Here is a 16,786-nt window from a genome sequence, read left to right as displayed (position 1 = left end):
CGGGGCGGCCGGAGGTGCCCGGCCCCCCGGCCGCCGTCCGCCCCCCGGCACCGGCACCCTCCGCCACCGGACCGGCCGCGACCCGGCAGCCGGCGCCGAAGCCCGGCACCGCCCCGACCGCCGGCCTGCCGACCGCCGGTCTGCCGTCTGCCGGTGTGCCGTCCGCCGTGCCGGCCGCGGCGCCCGCCGCTCCGGCCGCCCCGGGCGCTGACACCGCATCCGCGGGCGGCGCCTCGCAACCCTTCCAGCTGCCCGGCTTCTACCTGCCGCACCCGGCACGCCTCAACCCGCACCTGGAGGAGGCCCGCCGCCACACCAAGGAGTGGGCGCGCGGCATGGGGATGCTGGAGGGCTCCGGGGTCTGGGAGGAGCGGGACCTCGACTCCCACGACTACGCCCTGCTGTGCGCGTACACCCACCCCGACTGCTCCGGCCCCGCGCTCTCCCTGGTGACGGACTGGTACACCTGGGTCTTCTTCTTCGACGACCACTTCCTGGAGCGCTACAAGCGCACCCTGGACCGCGAGGCGGGCCGCGACCATCTCGAACGGCTCCCGGCGTTCATGCCCATGGACCTGACCGCCGAGGTGCCCGAGCCGCGCAACCCGGTCGAGGCGGGCCTCGCCGACCTGTGGGCGCGCACCTGCCCCGCCATGTCGGCCGCGTGGCGGGAGCGGTTCGCGGAGTCGACCCGCAACCTGCTCAACGAGTCGCTCTGGGAGCTCTCCAACATCGACATCCACCGGGTGCCCAACCCCGTGGAGTACATCGAGATGCGCCGCAAGGTCGGCGGCGCCCCCTGGTCGGCGGGGCTGGTGGAGTACGCGGCAGGTGCCGAGGTACCGGCCTCGGTGGCCCACTCCCGGCCGCTGCGGGTGCTGCGCGACGCCTTCTCCGACGGCGTCCACCTGCGCAACGACCTCTTCTCCTACCAGCGCGAGGTCGAGGACGAGGGCGAGCTGAGCAACGGCGTGCTGGTCCTGGAGACCTTCCTGGGCTGCTCCACGCAGGAGGCGGCCGACGCGGTGGGCGACCTCCTCACCTCGCGGCTGCACCAGTTCGAGGACACCGCCTTCCTGGAGGTGCCGGCGCTCCTCGCCGAGAAGGGCGTGGACCCGGCCGGCTGCGCGGCCGTCGCCGCCTACATCAAGGGACTCCAGGACTGGCAGTCCGGCGGCCACGAGTGGCACATGGTCTCCAGCCGCTACATGAACGGCGGTGGTGACGCCGCCTCGGTGACGGTCGGCTCCGCCGCCCCCGTCTGGTCGCCGTTCGCCTTCGGGGGTCTCGGCACCTCCGCCGCCGACCCGCGCACCTGGGCACCGGCCGGCGGGGTGCGGCGGCTGCGGTCCTACAGCCACGTACCGCACCGGGTCGGCCCCTCGCAGATCCCCGACATCGACATGCCCTTCCCGCTCCGCCTCAGCCCGCACCTGGACCCGGCCCGCGAGAACGTCGTCGCCTGGTGCCGGGACATGGGCATCCTGGACGAGGGCGTCGGAGCGGCCGGCGCCACCGTCTGGACGGCGGAGCGGACCCGCGACTACGACCTGCCGCTGTGCGCGGCGGGCATCCACCCCGACGCCACCCCCGAGGAACTCGACCTCACCTCCGCATGGCTGGCGTGGGGCACCTACGGCGACGACTACTACCCGGTGGTCTTCGGCGCGCGACGGGACCTGGCCGGGGCGAAGCTGCTGACCGAGCGGTTCAAGGAGTTCATGCCCGTCGAGGACCCGGCGGCGCTGCCCGTCCCCGGCAACGCCCTCGAACGCGGCCTCGCCGACCTGTGGGTGCGCACCGCCGGGCCCATGACCCCCGACGCGCGACGGACCTTCCGCCGCTCCGTGGAGGTCATGACGGAGAGCTGGCTGTGGGAGCTGGACAACCAGTTCCGCAACCACGTGCCGGACCCGGTGGACTACATGGAGATGCGCCGCTTCACCTTCGGGTCCGACATGACGATGAGCCTGTGCCGGCTGCGCCACGGGCGGGTCGTGCCGCCGGAGGTGTACGCCAGCGGCCCCGTGCGGTCGCTGGAGAACGCCGCCATGGACCAGGCGTGCCTGCTCAACGACGTCTTCTCGTACCAGAAGGAGGTCGAGTACGAGGGCGAGGTGCACAACGCGGTCCTGGTGGTCCAGAACTTCTTCGCCTGCGACTACCCGGCGGCGCTGCGCGTCGTCGCGGACCTCATGAACTCCCGGATGAGCCAGTTCCGGCACGTCGCCGACCACGAACTCCCGGCGCTCTACGACGACCTCGGCCTGGATGGCGAGGCCAGGGCGGTGCTGGCGGCCTACGTCGGCGAGCTGGAGAACTGGATGGCGGGAATCCTCAACTGGCACCAGGGCTGCCGGCGCTACCGGCCCGAGGACCTGGAGCGGCACAAGGGCGCGCCGGCGCTCGCAACCGGCCGGCCGTCCTCACCCCGGGGATGGAGCGGCGGCCTCTCCGGACCGGGCACCTCCGCGGCACGACTGGCCGGCAGGCTCGCAGCACAGACGGTGGGGTGAGGAGGCGGCGAACGCGCAAGCCGGACGGCCCCGGCGGGCGGACGGGTCAGGTGGCGGGGCGGCGGAGGGCTCACCGCCCGCCGGCGCCCCCGCCCGGCGCCCCGCCCGGCTTCGCGGTCCCCGCCGTCCTGGCGGCCTTCGCGGCGCGCTTGAGCTCCTGCTTGTGCGCCCGCACCTCCTCCAGGGTCTCCGGCCCGGTGATGTCGGCCGCGGACCGCATAGCCCCGTCCTCCCCGTACACGCCGGCCGCCTCCCGCCAGCCCGAGGGGCGGACGTCGAGCTGCTTGCCCAGCAGGGCGAGCAGGATCTGCGCCTTCTGCGTCCCGTAGCCGGGCAGCGCCGTCAACCGGCGCAGCAGCTCCGCGCCGTCGCCGACGCCCCGCCACACCGCCTGGGCGTCACCGTCGTAGTGCTCGACGAGGTACCGGCACAGCTGCTGGACCCGGCCCGCCATCGAGCCCGGGTAGCGGTGGACCGCCGGTTTGCGGGAGAGCAGCTCGGCGAAGTCCTCCGGGTCCGCGGCGGCGATCTCGTGGGCGTCGAGGTCGTCGCGGCCCATGCGGGAGGCGAGGGTGTGGGGTCCGGTGAAGGCCCACTCCATCGGCACCTGCTGGTCGAGCAGCATCCCCACCAGCAGGGCGAGCGGACTGCGACCGAGCAGCGCGTCGGCCTCGGGCTGCTGGGCGATACGGAGGGTGTGGTTCATGGCCTCCATGGTTCCCGCGGCGCCCACGGCCCGCACCTCGCCCCGCCAGGGCCGCGCCGCACCCGCCACGGGCCGCTCCGCCGGGCCCCGAGTCCGCCCGTCCGCCGGGTCCGCGGGCCCTGCCCGTCCGCCGGGTCCGCGGGCCCTGCCCGTCCGCCGGGTCCGCGGGCCCTGCCCCGCCGCCGGGTCCGCGGGGCCGCCCCGCCCGGTGGCCGGCCTCGGGCCGCACGTCAGGAAGGCTGCGGAACGGCGTCCGGGTAGGCTGAGGAGGTACTTCCTGGTCCCGCCGCGCCGTCTGTCGCGGGGCCCGCACCCAAGGTCGACCGTTCCCGCCCCGCCTGCGGCACCGTCGCCGTGCGGGTACCGGGCCCTGACGACGCGCGTGCGGACGGCGACGAGGCCGGATGACCGCTCCGCGCCCGACGCGAGAACGGTTGCCTTGTCCTCTCACGCCCCCGCGGCCGGCCGACGCCGCTTCGCCCGCCCCGCCTGCCTGGCCTCCGCGAAGGTGCTGCGCACCGAGGTGCTCGGAGGGCTGGTGGTCGGCCTGGCGCTCATCCCGGAGGCCATCTCCTTCTCGGTGATCAGCGGCGTCAGCCCCAGCGTCGGCCTGTTCGCCTCCTTCACCATGGCCGTGGTGATCTCGGTCGTCGGCGGACGCCCGGCCATGATCTCCGCGGCCACCGGTGCCGTGGCGCTCGTCATCGGCCCGGTCAACCGCGAGTACGGCTTCGGCGCCCTGGTCGCCACCGTCATCCTGGGCGGCCTGTGCCAGATCGTGCTGGGGGCGCTCGGTGTGGCGAAGCTGATGCGGTTCGTGCCGCGCAGCGTCATGGTGGGCTTCGTCAACGCGCTGGCGATCACCATCTTCCTGGCCCAGGTGCCGAACCTGCTGCACGTGCCGTGGCCGGTCTACCCGCTGTTCGCCGGCGGGCTGGTGCTGATGGTCCTCTCCCCCCGGATCACGAAGGCCGTCCCGGCGCCCCTGGTGACCATCGTCGTCCTCACGGCGGTCACGCTCGGCGCCGGCATCTCGGTGCCGACCGTCGGCGACAAGGGCTCGCTGCCCTCGTCCCTGCCCGTCCCCGGCCTGCCCGACGTGCCGTTCACCCTCCACACGCTGACCACCCTGGCGCCCTACGCCCTGGCCTTCGCGCTGGTGGGCCTGATGGAGTCGATGATGACGGCGAAGCTGGTCGACGAGATCACCGACAGCCCGTCGAACAAGACGCGTGAGTGCGTGGGCCAGGGCATCGCCAACATCGTCACCGGTCTCTTCGGCGGCATGGGCGGCTGCGCCATGATCGGCCAGACCATGATCAATGTGCGCAGTTCCGGCGCCCGGACCCGGCTGTCGACCTTCCTCGCCGGGACCTTCCTGATGGTGCTGTGCGTCGTCCTGGGCCCGCTGGTCTCCGACATCCCGATGGCCGCGCTGGTGGCCGTGATGGTGCTGGTCTGCGTCGCCACCTTCGACTGGCACTCGATCCGCCCGACGACGCTGCGGCGCATGCCGGTGGGCGAGACGGCCGTCATGGCCGTCACCGTCGCCTGCGTGGTGGCCACCGGCAACCTCGCCGTCGGCGTCGTCGTCGGCACGCTGTGCGCCATGGCCGTCTTCGCCCGGCGCGTCTCCGACCACGTCCACGTCTCGGGCGTCCTCGACCCGGAAGGGGGCCGCGTCGTCTACGCGGTGACCGGCGAGCTGTTCTTCGGCTCGGTCGGCGACCTCACCCAGCGCTTCGACCTGCGGGGCGATCCGCAGGAGGTGGTCGTCGACCTCTCGGGCACCCGCGTCTGGGACGCCTCCTCGGTCGCCGCGCTCGACGCACTGGAGGCCAGGTACGCCGAGCTGGGCAAACGCGTCGAGTTCACCGGCCTCGACGCGTCCAGCGCCGCACTGCACGGCCGTCTCGCGGGGCAGCTGGGCGCCGGGCACTGACTCCCGCCGCGCCGTCCTTGCGCCGCACCGTCCCCCGCCGCGCCGGACGCTGACAGGGGCGGGGCCCGCGCGGGACACTGGCGGCGGGCCCGGCGCGGCGTCCGCTCCACTGCGGGCGCGCGACCCGCAGCCCGCCCACCCGTGAGGAGGCCGACCCATGACCGACCGCAAGCCGCCCGGTGTCGACTTCGAGACCTGGGCCGACCGGCAGATCCGGGAGGCCGCCGAGCGCGGCGAGTTCGAGAACCTGCCGGGCTTCGGCAAGCCGCTGCCCGGCGCGGGGGAACCGTACGACGAGATGTGGTGGGTGCGGCGGAAGATGGAACGGGAGAACCTCTCCTTCCTGCCGCCCTCGCTGGCCCTGCGCAAGGAGGCGCAGGAGGCACGGGAGGCCGCGCTGGGCGCCCGCACCGAGGCCGAGGCCCGCCGCATCCTCGGGCATGTCAACGAGCGGATCCGGGAGGCCGTCCGGCAGCCGCTGTCCGGTCCGCCCGTGGTGCTCGTCCCGCTGGACACCGAGGAGGTCCTGGCCGAGTGGCGCCGGCGCCACGACGCGTCGGAGCCGCCCGCTCCGTGAGGCCACCGGGCGGCTGACCGCCGGCGAGGGCGTCCCGGCAGCCGGCGTGCCGGGAGCCGCTCGCTCCCGGCGCGGATGCGGGGGCCGGTGGGCGGTGCCACGCTGGAGACAGCCCCCGGCGGCCGGGGGCACCAGGCCAGGACCGTATCCGCCCGTGCACCGTCCGCGACCGGGCCCGCACCGCACCCGCTGCGGAGCGGCCGGCCGGGCCGCCCCACCCGGTTGCGGGGGACGGCGGCCGGGGGCGGGGTCGCAGGACGGCTCGCCGAAGGAAACGCATGTCCGTGCAGAGGCCCGAACGTCCGGAGCGTGAGGCGCTGCGTGAGCTCGCCGCCGAGGCGTACGTCTACGGCTACTCCCTGGTCCTCAACCTGGGGATGGTCGAGAACTGCCTGCGGCGCGGCGTCGGGCTGCTGCCGGCCCGCCCCTTCAACGAGTTCGCACACGCCGCCCGGCTGGCCGAACCGGGTGAGCGCGCGGTGTCGGTCAACAACGACACCCTCAACTCCGTGGCACAGGTGGATCTCTCGGCCGGCCCGGTCTACCTGCACGTTCCCGACACCGCCGGCGCTTACCACGTGCTGCAGTTCGTGGACGCGTGGATGAACAACTTCGCCTACCTCGGCAGCCGGGCCACGGGGACGACGGCGAGCGACTGGCTGATCGTGCCGCCCGGCTGGGAGGGCGAGACACCGCACACCGTCCGGGACGTGGTCCGGGCCCCCACCTCGATCGTCTCGGTCGTCGGCCGGTTCGCCTGCGACGGCCCGGACGACCTGCCGCGCGTCCGCGGCCTGCAGGAACAGCTCACGCTGACCCCGCCGCGGGCCTCGGCCGGGGGCGACGGCCTGCCGCCTCCGGACGCCGTCGTCCGCGACGAGCTGGTCTTCTTCGAACGGCTGCGGGTGTGGCTCGCCGACTTCCCCCCGGCCGCCGCCGAGCGGGACTACCAGCAGCGGTTCGCGCCGCTCGGGCTGCTGGAGGAGGGCCGCTCCCCGTACGGGACCGCCGACTCGACGTTCGTGCGGACCCTCGTCGAGGGACGGGAGGCCGCGCGTGAGCGCATCGAGGAGGCGGCACGCCCGGTGCGCGAGCCGGCGGGCGGCGACTGGCACGCCCAACCGCACCAGTTCGACTACAACATCGACCACCTGGGGATCGGCACCATCGACTCGCCCCGGTGGAAGATGACCGACCGCCGGTCCGCCCACCTGGCGCGCGCGGTGGCCGCCCGCACCGCCCTGTGGGGCAGCCACGGGTACGAGGTGACCGCCGCCACCACGTCCACCGACGCGGCCGGCGAACAGCTCGACGGTGCCCACTCCTACCTGCTGCGCCTCCCCGAGCCGTTGCCCGTGGACGCCTTCTGGTCCCTGTCGATGTACGAGACGCCTGAGATGCAGCTGGTCGGAAACCCGGCCGGACGGTACTCGGTCGGTGACCGCACGCCGGGGCTGGTCCGCGGGGAGGACGGTTCGCTGACGGTCGTGGTCCAGCGTGAACGCCCCGCGGACGAGTCGGAGGCGGCCAACTGGCTTCCGGCGCCCGGCGGCGGGTTCCGGCTCACCCTGCGGCTGTACTGCCCGCAGGAGGCGGTGCTGGAGGGCGGGTACCGGCTGCCGCCCCTGCGGCGCAGGTAGGCAGCGACCGGGGGACGGCGAGGGGGCGGGGAGGGCTGGGCACGGACGTCTCGTTCCGCCGTGCCGCTGCTCTCGTCTACGCTGGGGCGCAGCGAAGGGGAGTAGTCCCGGAACACCGGCGGGTCGACACACTGGACACCTGCGGGCAGCAGCCCGCACGTGGCCCGGCCCCCGGGTCGCAGCGGATGCGCCGCGACGGACGAGACCTTCGGCTACGGCATGACAGAGCCCGGGCACCCTGCCCGGGCCGCCCCGTCGTGCCGGGCCGAGCGTCCCCTCCCGCCTCCGGCGTGCGTGGTCCGCCCCGGCCCGGCGCCCGCAGAGAAAGACCTGGCAATGCACCTCGACCCCCTGGCGGTCCTCACCGCCTTCGGGCTGATCTTCCTCGCCGAACTCCCCGACAAGACGATGTTCGCGTCGCTGGCCATGGGCACCCGGATGCGTCCGCTCTACGTCTGGTTCGGGACGTCCACGGCCTTCGTCGTCCACGTCGCCATCGCCGTCGGCGCGGGCGGCCTGCTGAGCCTGCTGCCCGGCTGGATCGTCAAGCTGGTCTCCGCGGCACTCTTCGCCTTCGGCGCGGTGATGCTGCTGCGCGGCTCCGACGAGGACGAGGAGGAGGGCGAGACCGCGACCCGGACCGGTTTCTGGCCGGTCTACACCACGGCGTTCATGGCCGTCTTCCTCAGCGAGTGGGGCGACCTCACCCAGATCACCACCGCCAACCTGGCCGCCACCAACGGCACCCTGTCCACCGCGATCGGCTCGGTGGCCGCGCTGATGTCGGTCTCCGCCCTCGCGCTCCTCGCCGGACGCTTCATCGCCCAGCGCGTCCCGCTGCGGATCGTCAAGCGGGTCGGCGGGGTCTGCATGGCGGGCCTGGCGGTGTGGTCGCTGGTGGAGGCCTTCACCGGGTAGGGCATCCGGGGCCGGACCGGGCGGCGAGCGGGCCTGCGCCCGCCCCGCCCACCGAGCGACGCCCCGCACCCGCTCGTACGCTGAGGACGAGGGCCGATCGCCGGGGACGGTCCGATCGCCGTGAGGGATTGATCGGTGGTGAGGTCATGCCCGAGCTGCCCGACGTGGAGGCGTTCCGCGAGGTGCTGGCCGACTGCGCGCAGGGCCGGCTGGTGCGGCGGGTGGACGTCCGCGACAGCGGGGTCCTCAACGGCGTCGACGCTCCTCGGCTGCGCAGGGAGCTGGCGGGGCGCCGGCTGGCGGCCCCCTACCGGCACGGCAAGTGGCTGTTCGCCCCCACCGACGGCCCGACGGTGCTCTTCCACTTCGGGATGACGGGGAGCCTGCTGTGCCCCGAGCCCGGTGAGCCCCTCGCCCGGCACGACCGGGTGGTTCTCACCTTCGCGGACGAGGTGGAACTGCGCTACCGCGACCAGCGCAAACTCAAGGGCCTCTGGCTCGCCGACCCCGCGACGGCCGACCGGACGGTGGCCGAGGAGGGGCCCGACGCGCTGACGGTCGGCCGGAAGGGGTTCGAGGCGGCGCTCACGGGGCGCCGCGCCCGTATCAAGGCCGTCCTCACCGACCAGTCGGCCCTCGCCGGCCTCGGCAACCTCCTGGCCGACGAGATCCTGTGGCGCGCCCGCCTCCATCCCGCCCGCGCGACGGACCACCTCTCGCGGGAGGACCGCGACCGCCTCCACCGCGCGATGCGGCGCACCCTGCGCGAGGCGGTCCGGGCCGGGCGCGTGCCGCCCCGGCCGTCCTGGCTCACCGGCCACCGCGACGGGGAAGGGGAGACCTGCCCGCGGTGCGGCACCGAGCTGAGCCGGGGACGCGTCGCCGGCCGCGGAACGGTCTGGTGCCCGCACTGCCAGCCGGCGGACGACTGAGCCCCCGCCGCGCTGCCCGCACACCCGCACTGCGCCCGAGCGCCTGGGCCGGCCCGCGCGCGTGGACCGCGTCCGTGCGCCTGCACCACGCCTGTGCTCTTCGAGGTGTCACCGGCAGGGCTCGCCTCGCTCACGCCTGCGAGGTCTCCGGGTGTGCGTTCCCTCAGGTGAACGGCGGCGGCTGCCCTGGTCGGCCGGGTGGGTCTGAGGAGGACCGGGTCCTGACTCGCTTCTCCCGCAGGACAGGCGCAGACTGCGGGTAGAGGGCGGGACCCGCCGGGGCACCGCAACCCGTCGGGGACCGCGGGGCACGCGCCCCACCAGGCCGGTCGGCCTCACCCCTTCCGTGGCCGGCCGGTTCCTCGTAGGAGGGCCCCTCCCGGCAGCCCGGTGGGGGAGCGCCTCCCCTCGCGGGTTCGGCTCACCTGCGGTCCGGGTCCGGAGCATCACCGAAGGGCCGGATCACCACGAACGACTGGGGGACGCCCGCGGGGGCCGGCGACCGGGTCACCTGCGAGGCGATCTCCGTGACCCGGTCCAGGTCGGCGCAGTCCAGCACCCAGTAGCCGGCGATGAGCTGCTGGGTCACGTCGTAGGGGTCGTCGGTGACCACGATCTGGTCGGAGCCGGGCGCCGAGGTGACGACCCGGGCCTGGGACGGCTCCGCCAGCCCACCGGCGTCGACCAGTTCCCCCGAGTCCGCCAACTCCTGGTTCAGCCTGCTCATGTGCGCCACCATGGCCCGGACCTCCTCCGGGCTCCAGGACGGCGAGTGGACGGACTCCCTGCCGTTCATCGCGTCGTAGTCCGCCTGGGAGGCTTGCACCATCATCAGGAACCGCACGGCCACTCCTCGAAGGTTGCGCCGCCCCCGGCGGACGGCCGTTCCAGGAGACGCCGGGACGGCCGCCGGACGCTGTCAGCCGCGCGGACCGGGCGGCAGGCACGGGCCGCAATCCACTCAGGCGGGGGGACGAGGCGGCTCGCCGGCGGGGTGCTGCGCGGCCGGCGGTCCGGTGGGCCCCCCGGGCCCGGCGCCGAAGCACTCCTGGGCCCGCTCGGTGACCAGGTCGACGAAGTCGGCGACGGCCGGCGCGAGGGGCCGTGCGGTGACCCTGGCCAGGCCCACCGTGCGGAAGGCGGCCGGTTCGTCGAGCGGCAGGTCGACCAGGCCGGGCAGGGCCACCGGCGAGGGCGGGAGGACGGCGACCCCCAGGCCGGCCGCCACGAACCCGCGGATCGTGGCGATCTCGGCCCCCTCGAAGGCGACCCTGGGGGTGAAGCCGGCGGTGGTGCACAGCTCCGTCACCAGCCGCCGCAGCCCGTACCCCGAGGTGGCCATCACGAAGTCCTCGCCCGCGGCCTCCGGCAGCCCGACCCGTCGCCGTGCGGCCAGCCGGTGGCCGACGGGCACCACCAGGCGCAGCGGCTCCCGGGCCACCGGCAGGTGGGTGAGGTCGGGGGCCGGGGTCAGCGGCGAGGTCAGGCACAGGTCCACCACACCCTCGCGCAGCCGGTCCAGCAGCCCGCCCGCGTTGTCCTGCACGAAGCGGAAGCGGACGCCGGGGCGCCGGGCACGGAACCAGCTCACCAGCAGCGGCACCGGCGCCGTGCCGAGCGCGGGCAGGAAGCCGAGGGCGACCTCTCCCGGGGCGTCCGCCGACTCCCGCACCTCCCGGCAGCCGGTGGCGATCTCCTCCAGGCCGCGCTGGGCCCGCGCCAGAAAGGCCTGCCCCTGACGCGTCAGCCGCAGACCGCGCCCCTCGCGGTGGAAGAGCCGTACCCCCACCGCCTCCTCCAGCCGGGCCACGCTCCTGCTGACCGTCGACTGCGGAACACCGAGTTCCGCGGCAGCCTCCGAGAGGTGCTCCCGCCTCGCCACCGCCGCGAACCGGACCAGGTCGGGGCAGAGACCGAGCAGCGGCGCGAGCGGCAGCGGCAGCGCCCCCCGGCTCCCGGTCCCAGGGCCGTCAGGGGCCTGGCTGCCCGTACCGGTCCGCTGAGGTGTCACCTCGCACCGCCTCGTGTCGCCCGTCCGCACCGCGACGGGGACCGACCCGCCCGTCACCGCCACGCTATTCCATATCCGGAACAGAACCCCGCTATCCATGCATTGGACGCATCACTGGGACCGCCCTACCGTGATCGGCGTGAACGACAGCGCCATAACGCCCCCCGCGCACGCGCGGGGCACCGCAGGGTTCCGCCGGGCCACCGGAGCGCTCTTCGCCGCCGGGCTGACCACTTTCATGACGCTCTACTGCGTCCAGGCGCTGCTCCCCGCCTTCTCCTCCGACCTCCACCTCTCGCCGGCGACCTCCTCGCTGACGGTCTCCGTCTCCACCGCCGCCATGGCCATCGGCGTGGTCCCGCTGACCACGCTCTCCGACGCCTGGAGCAGGACGGGCATGATGACCGTCTCGCTCTTCGCCGCGGCGGTACTCGGCATCGCGGCGGCCTTCGCGCCGGACTTCGGTGTCCTGCTGGTCATCCGCGTCCTCCAGGGACTCTCCCTGGCCGGCCTCCAGGCCACGGCGATGTCCTACCTCTCCGAGGAGGTGCACCGCGAATCCCTGGGCCAGGCCATGGGCCTGTACGTCGCGGGCAACGGCATCGGCGGCATGGTCGGCCGGCTGATAGCCGACGGCCTGCTGGAGGTCACCGGCAGCTGGCGCTGGGCGCTGGCCGGTGTGGGCCTGCTCGCCGCGGTTTTCGCCGTCGTCTTCCGCCTCACCGTTCCCACCTCGGTGCGGTTCACCCGCCGCGACCCCAACCCCCGGGCGCTCGTCGCCGGCATCGGCAGGGCCGTCCCCGACAGCGGGCTGCTGCGGCTGTACCTCATCGGCTTCGTGGCGATGGCGGCCTTCGTCACCGTCTACAACTACCTGGGCTTCCGCCTCATCGCCCCGCCGTTCGGCCTCTCCCAGGCGACGGCGGGCCTGCTCTTCACGGCCTACCTGGCCGGCTCCTTCTCCTCGGCCACCGCCGGCCGGCTCGTGGACCGCTTCGGCAGGCCGCGGGTGCTGCTGCCCGCCCTCGTCATCGCGCTGGCGGGCCTGGTGCTGATGCTGGTGCCGAGCCTCGGCGCGGTCATCCCGGGTCTGGTGGTCTTCACGGTCGGCTTCTTCGCCGCCCACGCCGTGGCCAGCGGCTGGGTCGGCGGAAGGTCCACGGCACTGGGGGCCCAGGGCGCGGCCGTCTACCTGTTCTGCTACTACATCGGCAGCGCCGTCGGTGGCTCGGCCGGCGGCATCGCCTACTCCGGCGACGCCTGGGGCGGCGTGACCGTCTACTGCGCCGGCCTGCTGGCCGTCGCCCTGCTCAGCGCGGTGACCCTGCGCAAGCTGCGCCCCGCCGCGGTCCGGCCCGAGAAGGCGACCGCCGGAAAGGCGTCGCCGCCCCTGCCGCCGGACCCGGCACGGCAGACCGCCCCGGCCGGCCCGGCGGAGAGCGAACGGCCGACCGAAGCAGGCGCCTGAGCGGTGCGCTGACCCCGGGGACCCACCACGCGCCAGGTGCCCCGCGCCCCGAGCGTCTCGGGGCGCGGGGCACCTGGCGTCAGCCGGGGCGGGATCGCGGGGCACCGGGCGTCAGCCGGGGGGCGGGGTCGCCGACCGGTGCGCCGTCCGCTCCGGGCGTCGCCGGCCGGCCCGTCCTCCGGGTCACGCCCGGAGGGGCGGTCACTCCGACTGGAGCCCTTCCGCCCGCATCAGCCGCCACAGCAGCGGCAGGCTCGTCAGCGTGACGAGGGCGATCAGGACGGCGCCGACCGCGGTCATCGGCCAGAAGGCGAACCAGTCGGTCACGCCCTCGTCGAGCAGCCGCAGCAGCGCCCACCCCAGGCCCATGCCGAAGACCGAGGCCAGGACAAGGCCCAGCACCACGGGCACCGCCGCCTGCCACAGCACCGAGGCGCCCAGCGTCGCGCGCCGGGTGCCGAAGGCCACCAGCACCGCCAGTTGACGCCTGCGCTCCCGGAGCTGCTCGGCCTGGGTGACGACCATGCTGGCCCCGATGAGCAGGAGGACACCGACCGCGGCCGCGAAGATCGCCTTCCGGACCCCGGCGAACTGGTCAGAGACCTTGGTCTCCTGCATCTGCAGGACGCTTGCGGCGGGGGCGTCGCGGTAGATCGCGGTGCGTACCCGCTCCAGCGTCCCGGAGTCGTTGTGCCGGAGTTGGATGAAGGCCGTGTAGCCGGCCTCCAGCCGGTCCGCCGCCAGCGCCGCCGGTGTGGCCAGGATCGCCTCCTCGTAGCCGTCGCCCCAGAACTCCCTGGCGGCCCGCACCGTCGCCGTCCCGGTGGGCACCCGCCAGGTCGCCTGCCCCTCGCCGTGCGCGCCGGCAACCAGCAGCTGCGCACCGGGGCTCGGCGGGGCCTCGGAGCCCGTGGACGAGGGGGCGGTGGAGCGGAAGACCTGGCCGTCCCGGCAGGAGCCGATATCGGCGAGTTGCCGCAGCGTGCCGCAGCTCGCCACGACGACCCTGGCCGTGTCCTCGCCCCCCTTCACGTCCGGGAACGCCTCCACGTAGCCCCGGGCGGCGGCCACACCGGGGGTGGCCGTCAGCGCCCGGGTCAGGTGGTCGGCCGTGGTGGGCGAGGCGAGGGCGGCGGAGACCGACACCTGGCGCTCCTGGGCACGGGTCAGAACCGTCGACTGCGTCTGCTGGGCACCGATGGCGGCCAGCAGCATCTGCAGGGCGATGGCGCCGGCCACCGCGACGGTGATGCCGCTGACCGAACGGCTGGCCGTTCCGCTGCTGAGCTGGAGGCGGCGCACGGCGAGCTGCCAGGAGACGGCGCCCCCGTGCACCATGCCGACCAACCGTTCCACCAGCCACGGCAGCAGCAGCGCCACACCGCTCAGCAGCAACACCACGGCGGCGACGACCTGGTACTCGTTGACGCTCCCGCCGCCGCCCAGCGAACCGGCCAACGGCAGCAGCAGCGCCAGACCCAGGGCCGGCGGCAGCAGCCGCCACACCACCCTGCGCCGCCTGCCGGCGGCCTCCCGCAGGACGCCCAGCGGTTCGATCGCGACCTTGCGCAGCGCGAAGACCGAGACGGCCACCGCGACCGCGGGAATTCCCACCACCACCAGGAGCCCCAGGGCCGCCTGCGGTACCACGTCGGAAGGGAAGGCACTGATGCCGAACAGCTCGAACTGCCCCACCAGTTGCCTGGCCAGGACGAAGAGGACGCTGCCGATCACCAGGCCGAGCAGCGCGCCCCCCAGCGACTCGCCGGCTGCCACCCGCCGCACCATGGGACCGTCGGCGCCCACCAGGCGGAGTGCGGCCAGACGCTGGTCGCGCCGCTCGCCCCCGAACCGGGCCGCCGTGCCGATGAAGACGGCGACCGGCATGAGCAGCACCACGCAGGCCACCGCGCCCAGCAGGATCAGCATCGGACTCACCGGGGCCCGCTCCTGGGTGCCGCCGAACGCGGCCATGCGGTGCACGTTCAGCGTGTGGGGCGTCAGCTGGTCCGAGCCGATGTACAGGCTGAGGTCCTTGGGACCGGACAGCCCCTGAGGCCCGATGGTGCCGACGACCCGGGAGTGGAACCGCTTCCGCAGCTCCGCGCCCTCGCCGGAGTCCAGCAGGACCCGCAGCGCGGGGGAGACCACCATCTGGCCCGGCTTCGGGAACCGGTCGACCCCGGGCGGGACGACGGGGTGGCTGCCCTCGGCCTTGAGGGACGTCCCCTCGATGCTCTTGCCGTGGTAGCTGGTGCCGGCGTCGGCCACCAGGATCGAGTGAGCGGTGGGATCCGGCTCGTCGGCCGACAGCAGCCCACCGCTCGCGTCAGTGCGGGCCTGCCGCTCGCTGAGCATGTGGGGGACTGAGGCCGCCAACAGCAGCATCGCCACCCCGAGGCCGACGCCCACCGCGGTGAGCAGCGTGCGCACCTGGCCCTGCCGCCCCGAGAAGGCGAACCGGCAGCCCATCAGCAGGTCACGGCCCCAGCGCCGCAGCGCCCCGGACCGCCCGGGCTCTCCCCCCTGTCCCCTCACACCGCACCGGCCAGGGTGGTCTCCCGGGCAGTGCCGTCGCGGACGACGACCTCGCGGTCGGAGTAGGCGGCGACCCTGGGCTCGTGCGTGACCAGCACCACGGCCGCCTGCGCCTCCCGGGCGGCCTCGGTCAGCAGCTGCATCACGCGCTCCCCGTTGAGCGTGTCCAGGGCACCGGTCGGCTCGTCCGCGAAGATGACCTGCGGCGAGGCGGCCAGCGCACGGGCTACGGCGACGCGCTGCCCCTGGCCGCCGGAGATCTCGCCGGGCCGTCGGCGGCGCACGTGGTCCACCTCCAGCCGCTCCAGCCACTGCCGGGCCCGGGCCTCCGCCTCCTTGCGGGGGACGCCGGCGAGCCGCATCGGCAGCGCGGCGTTCTCCTGGCACGTCAGCTCCGGCACCAGCTGGCCGAACTGGAAGACGAAGCCGAAGTCGGTCCGGCGCAGCGCACTGCGTTCCGCGTCGGAGCAGGACGAGACCTCGCGGCCCTGGTACACCACCCGGCCCGAGTCCGGCGGCAGGATGCCGGCCATGCAGTGCAGCAGCGTCGACTTGCCGGAGCCGGAGGGCCCCATCACCGCGACGACCTCGCCCGCGTCGATGTGGAAGTCGGCACCCCGGAGCGCCGCGTTGGAGCCGTAGGTCTTGTGCAGGCCCTCCGCGTACAGCAGGGGTCCGGTCGCCGGGACGGTGTGCGGGGTGGTCATGAGCGGACCTCCGTGGCGAGCTTGTCGAGCCGGGCTGCGGCCGTCTCCAGCCAGCGCAGATCGGCCTCCAGGTGGAAGAGGGCGTGGTCGCAGATGAGCTGGTCGGCGAGGTCGCCACCGGCCTTGCGGCGGGTCAGCTCTCGCATCAGCCGCAGGTGCTCCGCGCGCTGGGTGTCCAGCAGGGCGGCGGCGTCGCGGCCGGTGAGCAGGGCCAGCACCAGCTTGGTGTAGAGCGTGCTCTGGAGGTACGGCTCCGGCTTCTCCGGAGTCTCCAGCCACCCCTGTACGTCGGTGACGCCGGCGTCGGTGATCGCGTACCGCTTGCGTTCCGGCCCCTCCCCGGACTCGATCCCCTCGACCTCCACGAGGCCGTTCTTCAGCAGCCGGGACATCGTCGAGTAGACCTGCCCGTAGTGCAGGGGCCGGTCGTGGCCGAACCTCTCGTCGAAGGTCCGCTTCAGGTCGTACCCGTGGCGGGGCCCGGTCTCCAGGAGGCCGAGCAGCGTGTGACTGATGGACATGGAGGGGACACTACACCGCGTCTATACATCGCGTGTATAGACGCGGTGCAGAGATGATGGCCGCCGGGTGGCGCGAGCCTGGGGCGGGTGTGGGTGTGGGTGTGGGTACGGGTCTGCCGAGCGTGGGGTGGTGGCCGGAAGGGCGCATCGGGCAAGTCGAAGGGCCCCACCGCGAACGGTGGGGCCCTTCGGTCAGCCCGGTGAGGCTGGGCGGAGGATACGAGATTCGAACTCGTGAGGGGTTGCCCCCAACACGCTTTCCAAGCGTGCGCCCTAGGCCACTAGGCGAATCCTCCGCCGGAGACCCTAC

At 74.4% G+C, this 16,786-nt stretch carries 13 protein-coding genes and 1 tRNA gene; 7 read left to right on the top strand and 7 right to left on the bottom strand.

Annotated features, from left to right (window positions below):
- Window positions 1-248 precede the first annotated feature (248 nt).
- Window positions 249-2,516, top strand: a complete 2,268-nt coding sequence (locus ACFV3R_RS01110) for a germacradienol/geosmin synthase (RefSeq protein ID WP_385574212.1) — start codon at window positions 249-251, stop codon at window positions 2,514-2,516.
- Between the two features lie 70 nt (window positions 2,517-2,586).
- Here ACFV3R_RS01110 and ACFV3R_RS01105 read toward each other — a convergent pair whose 3' ends face one another.
- Window positions 2,587-3,222 carry an HhH-GPD-type base excision DNA repair protein gene (locus ACFV3R_RS01105; protein ID WP_385573228.1) on the bottom strand — a complete coding sequence of 212 codons (636 nt, stop codon included), beginning with the start codon at window positions 3,220-3,222 and terminating at the stop codon, window positions 2,587-2,589.
- Between the two features lie 439 nt (window positions 3,223-3,661).
- Here ACFV3R_RS01105 and ACFV3R_RS01100 point away from each other — a divergent pair, with 439 nt between their 5' ends.
- From ACFV3R_RS01100 to ACFV3R_RS01080, 5 genes are all read left to right on the top strand, one after another.
- The gene (locus ACFV3R_RS01100; protein WP_385573226.1) at window positions 3,662-5,164 is read left to right on the top strand and encodes a SulP family inorganic anion transporter; all 1,503 of its coding nucleotides are present in this window, start codon (window positions 3,662-3,664) and stop codon (window positions 5,162-5,164) included.
- A 157-nt stretch (window positions 5,165-5,321) separates the two neighbouring features.
- On the top strand, window positions 5,322-5,741 hold the full coding sequence (locus ACFV3R_RS01095; protein ID WP_385573224.1) for a DUF1992 domain-containing protein: 420 nt from the start codon (window positions 5,322-5,324) through the stop codon (window positions 5,739-5,741).
- A 278-nt stretch (window positions 5,742-6,019) separates the two neighbouring features.
- On the top strand, window positions 6,020-7,381 hold the full coding sequence (locus ACFV3R_RS01090; protein WP_385573221.1) for a DUF1254 domain-containing protein: 1,362 nt from the start codon (window positions 6,020-6,022) through the stop codon (window positions 7,379-7,381).
- 336 nt (window positions 7,382-7,717) lie between these two features.
- Window positions 7,718-8,299, top strand: a complete 582-nt coding sequence (locus ACFV3R_RS01085) for a TMEM165/GDT1 family protein (RefSeq protein WP_385573218.1) — start codon at window positions 7,718-7,720, stop codon at window positions 8,297-8,299.
- Between the two features lie 146 nt (window positions 8,300-8,445).
- On the top strand, window positions 8,446-9,231 hold the full coding sequence (locus ACFV3R_RS01080; protein WP_385573216.1) for an Fpg/Nei family DNA glycosylase: 786 nt from the start codon (window positions 8,446-8,448) through the stop codon (window positions 9,229-9,231).
- Window positions 9,232-9,652: 421 nt separating this feature from the next.
- Here ACFV3R_RS01080 and ACFV3R_RS01075 read toward each other — a convergent pair whose 3' ends face one another.
- Both ACFV3R_RS01075 and ACFV3R_RS01070 read right to left on the bottom strand, forming a co-directional pair.
- Window positions 9,653-10,075: a YciI family protein gene (locus ACFV3R_RS01075; RefSeq protein WP_385573215.1), complete on the bottom strand. Its 423-nt coding sequence runs from the start codon at window positions 10,073-10,075 to the stop codon at window positions 9,653-9,655.
- Window positions 10,076-10,192: 117 nt separating this feature from the next.
- Window positions 10,193-11,242: a LysR family transcriptional regulator gene (locus ACFV3R_RS01070; protein ID WP_385573213.1), complete on the bottom strand. Its 1,050-nt coding sequence runs from the start codon at window positions 11,240-11,242 to the stop codon at window positions 10,193-10,195.
- A gap of 139 nt (window positions 11,243-11,381) precedes the next feature.
- Between ACFV3R_RS01070 and ACFV3R_RS01065 the strand changes: the two genes are divergently transcribed.
- Window positions 11,382-12,710, top strand: a complete 1,329-nt coding sequence (locus tag ACFV3R_RS01065) for an MFS transporter (RefSeq protein WP_385573211.1) — start codon at window positions 11,382-11,384, stop codon at window positions 12,708-12,710.
- A 201-nt stretch (window positions 12,711-12,911) separates the two neighbouring features.
- Here ACFV3R_RS01065 and ACFV3R_RS01060 read toward each other — a convergent pair whose 3' ends face one another.
- The 4 genes from ACFV3R_RS01060 to ACFV3R_RS01045 all read right to left on the bottom strand — a co-directional run bounded on the left by ACFV3R_RS01060 (window position 12,912) and on the right by ACFV3R_RS01045 (window position 16,772).
- Window positions 12,912-15,248 carry an FtsX-like permease family protein gene (locus tag ACFV3R_RS01060; protein WP_385573209.1) on the bottom strand — a complete coding sequence of 779 codons (2,337 nt, stop codon included), beginning with the start codon at window positions 15,246-15,248 and terminating at the stop codon, window positions 12,912-12,914.
- Window positions 15,245-15,955, bottom strand: a complete 711-nt coding sequence (locus ACFV3R_RS01055) for an ABC transporter ATP-binding protein (RefSeq protein WP_385573207.1) — start codon at window positions 15,953-15,955, stop codon at window positions 15,245-15,247. The genes ACFV3R_RS01060 and ACFV3R_RS01055 overlap by 4 nt, the downstream gene beginning before the upstream one ends.
- A complete protein-coding gene (locus ACFV3R_RS01050; protein WP_385573205.1) occupies window positions 15,952-16,476 on the bottom strand; it encodes a PadR family transcriptional regulator in 525 nt (174 codons plus the stop codon). Before ACFV3R_RS01050 ends, ACFV3R_RS01055 begins: the two co-directional genes overlap by 4 nt.
- Before the next feature lie 211 nt (window positions 16,477-16,687).
- Window positions 16,688-16,772, bottom strand: a tRNA-Ser gene (locus ACFV3R_RS01045).
- Between the last annotated feature and the right edge of the window lie 14 nt (window positions 16,773-16,786).

Origin of the sequence: Streptomyces sp. NPDC059740, assembly GCF_042733155.1 — a bacterium.
GTDB lineage: Bacteria > Actinomycetota > Actinomycetes > Streptomycetales > Streptomycetaceae > Streptomyces.
The sequence above is the reverse complement of the archived record's forward strand: the minus strand, read 5'-3'. Positions and strand labels throughout refer to the sequence as shown.

Excerpts from the sequence above, each read along its gene's own strand:
- ACFV3R_RS01105 (WP_385573228.1), bottom strand. The coding sequence starts at position 3,222 with ATGAACCACACCCTCCGTATCGCCCAGCAGCCCGAGGCCGACGCGCTG.
- ACFV3R_RS01085 (WP_385573218.1), top strand. The coding sequence starts at position 7,718 with ATGCACCTCGACCCCCTGGCGGTCCTCACCGCCTTCGGGCTGATCTTC.
- ACFV3R_RS01055 (WP_385573207.1), bottom strand. The coding sequence starts at position 15,955 with ATGACCACCCCGCACACCGTCCCGGCGACCGGACCCCTGCTGTACGCG.
- ACFV3R_RS01050 (WP_385573205.1), bottom strand. The coding sequence starts at position 16,476 with ATGTCCATCAGTCACACGCTGCTCGGCCTCCTGGAGACCGGGCCCCGC.
- ACFV3R_RS01090 (WP_385573221.1), top strand. The coding sequence starts at position 6,020 with ATGTCCGTGCAGAGGCCCGAACGTCCGGAGCGTGAGGCGCTGCGTGAG.
- ACFV3R_RS01095 (WP_385573224.1), top strand. The coding sequence starts at position 5,322 with ATGACCGACCGCAAGCCGCCCGGTGTCGACTTCGAGACCTGGGCCGAC.
- ACFV3R_RS01080 (WP_385573216.1), top strand. The coding sequence starts at position 8,446 with ATGCCCGAGCTGCCCGACGTGGAGGCGTTCCGCGAGGTGCTGGCCGAC.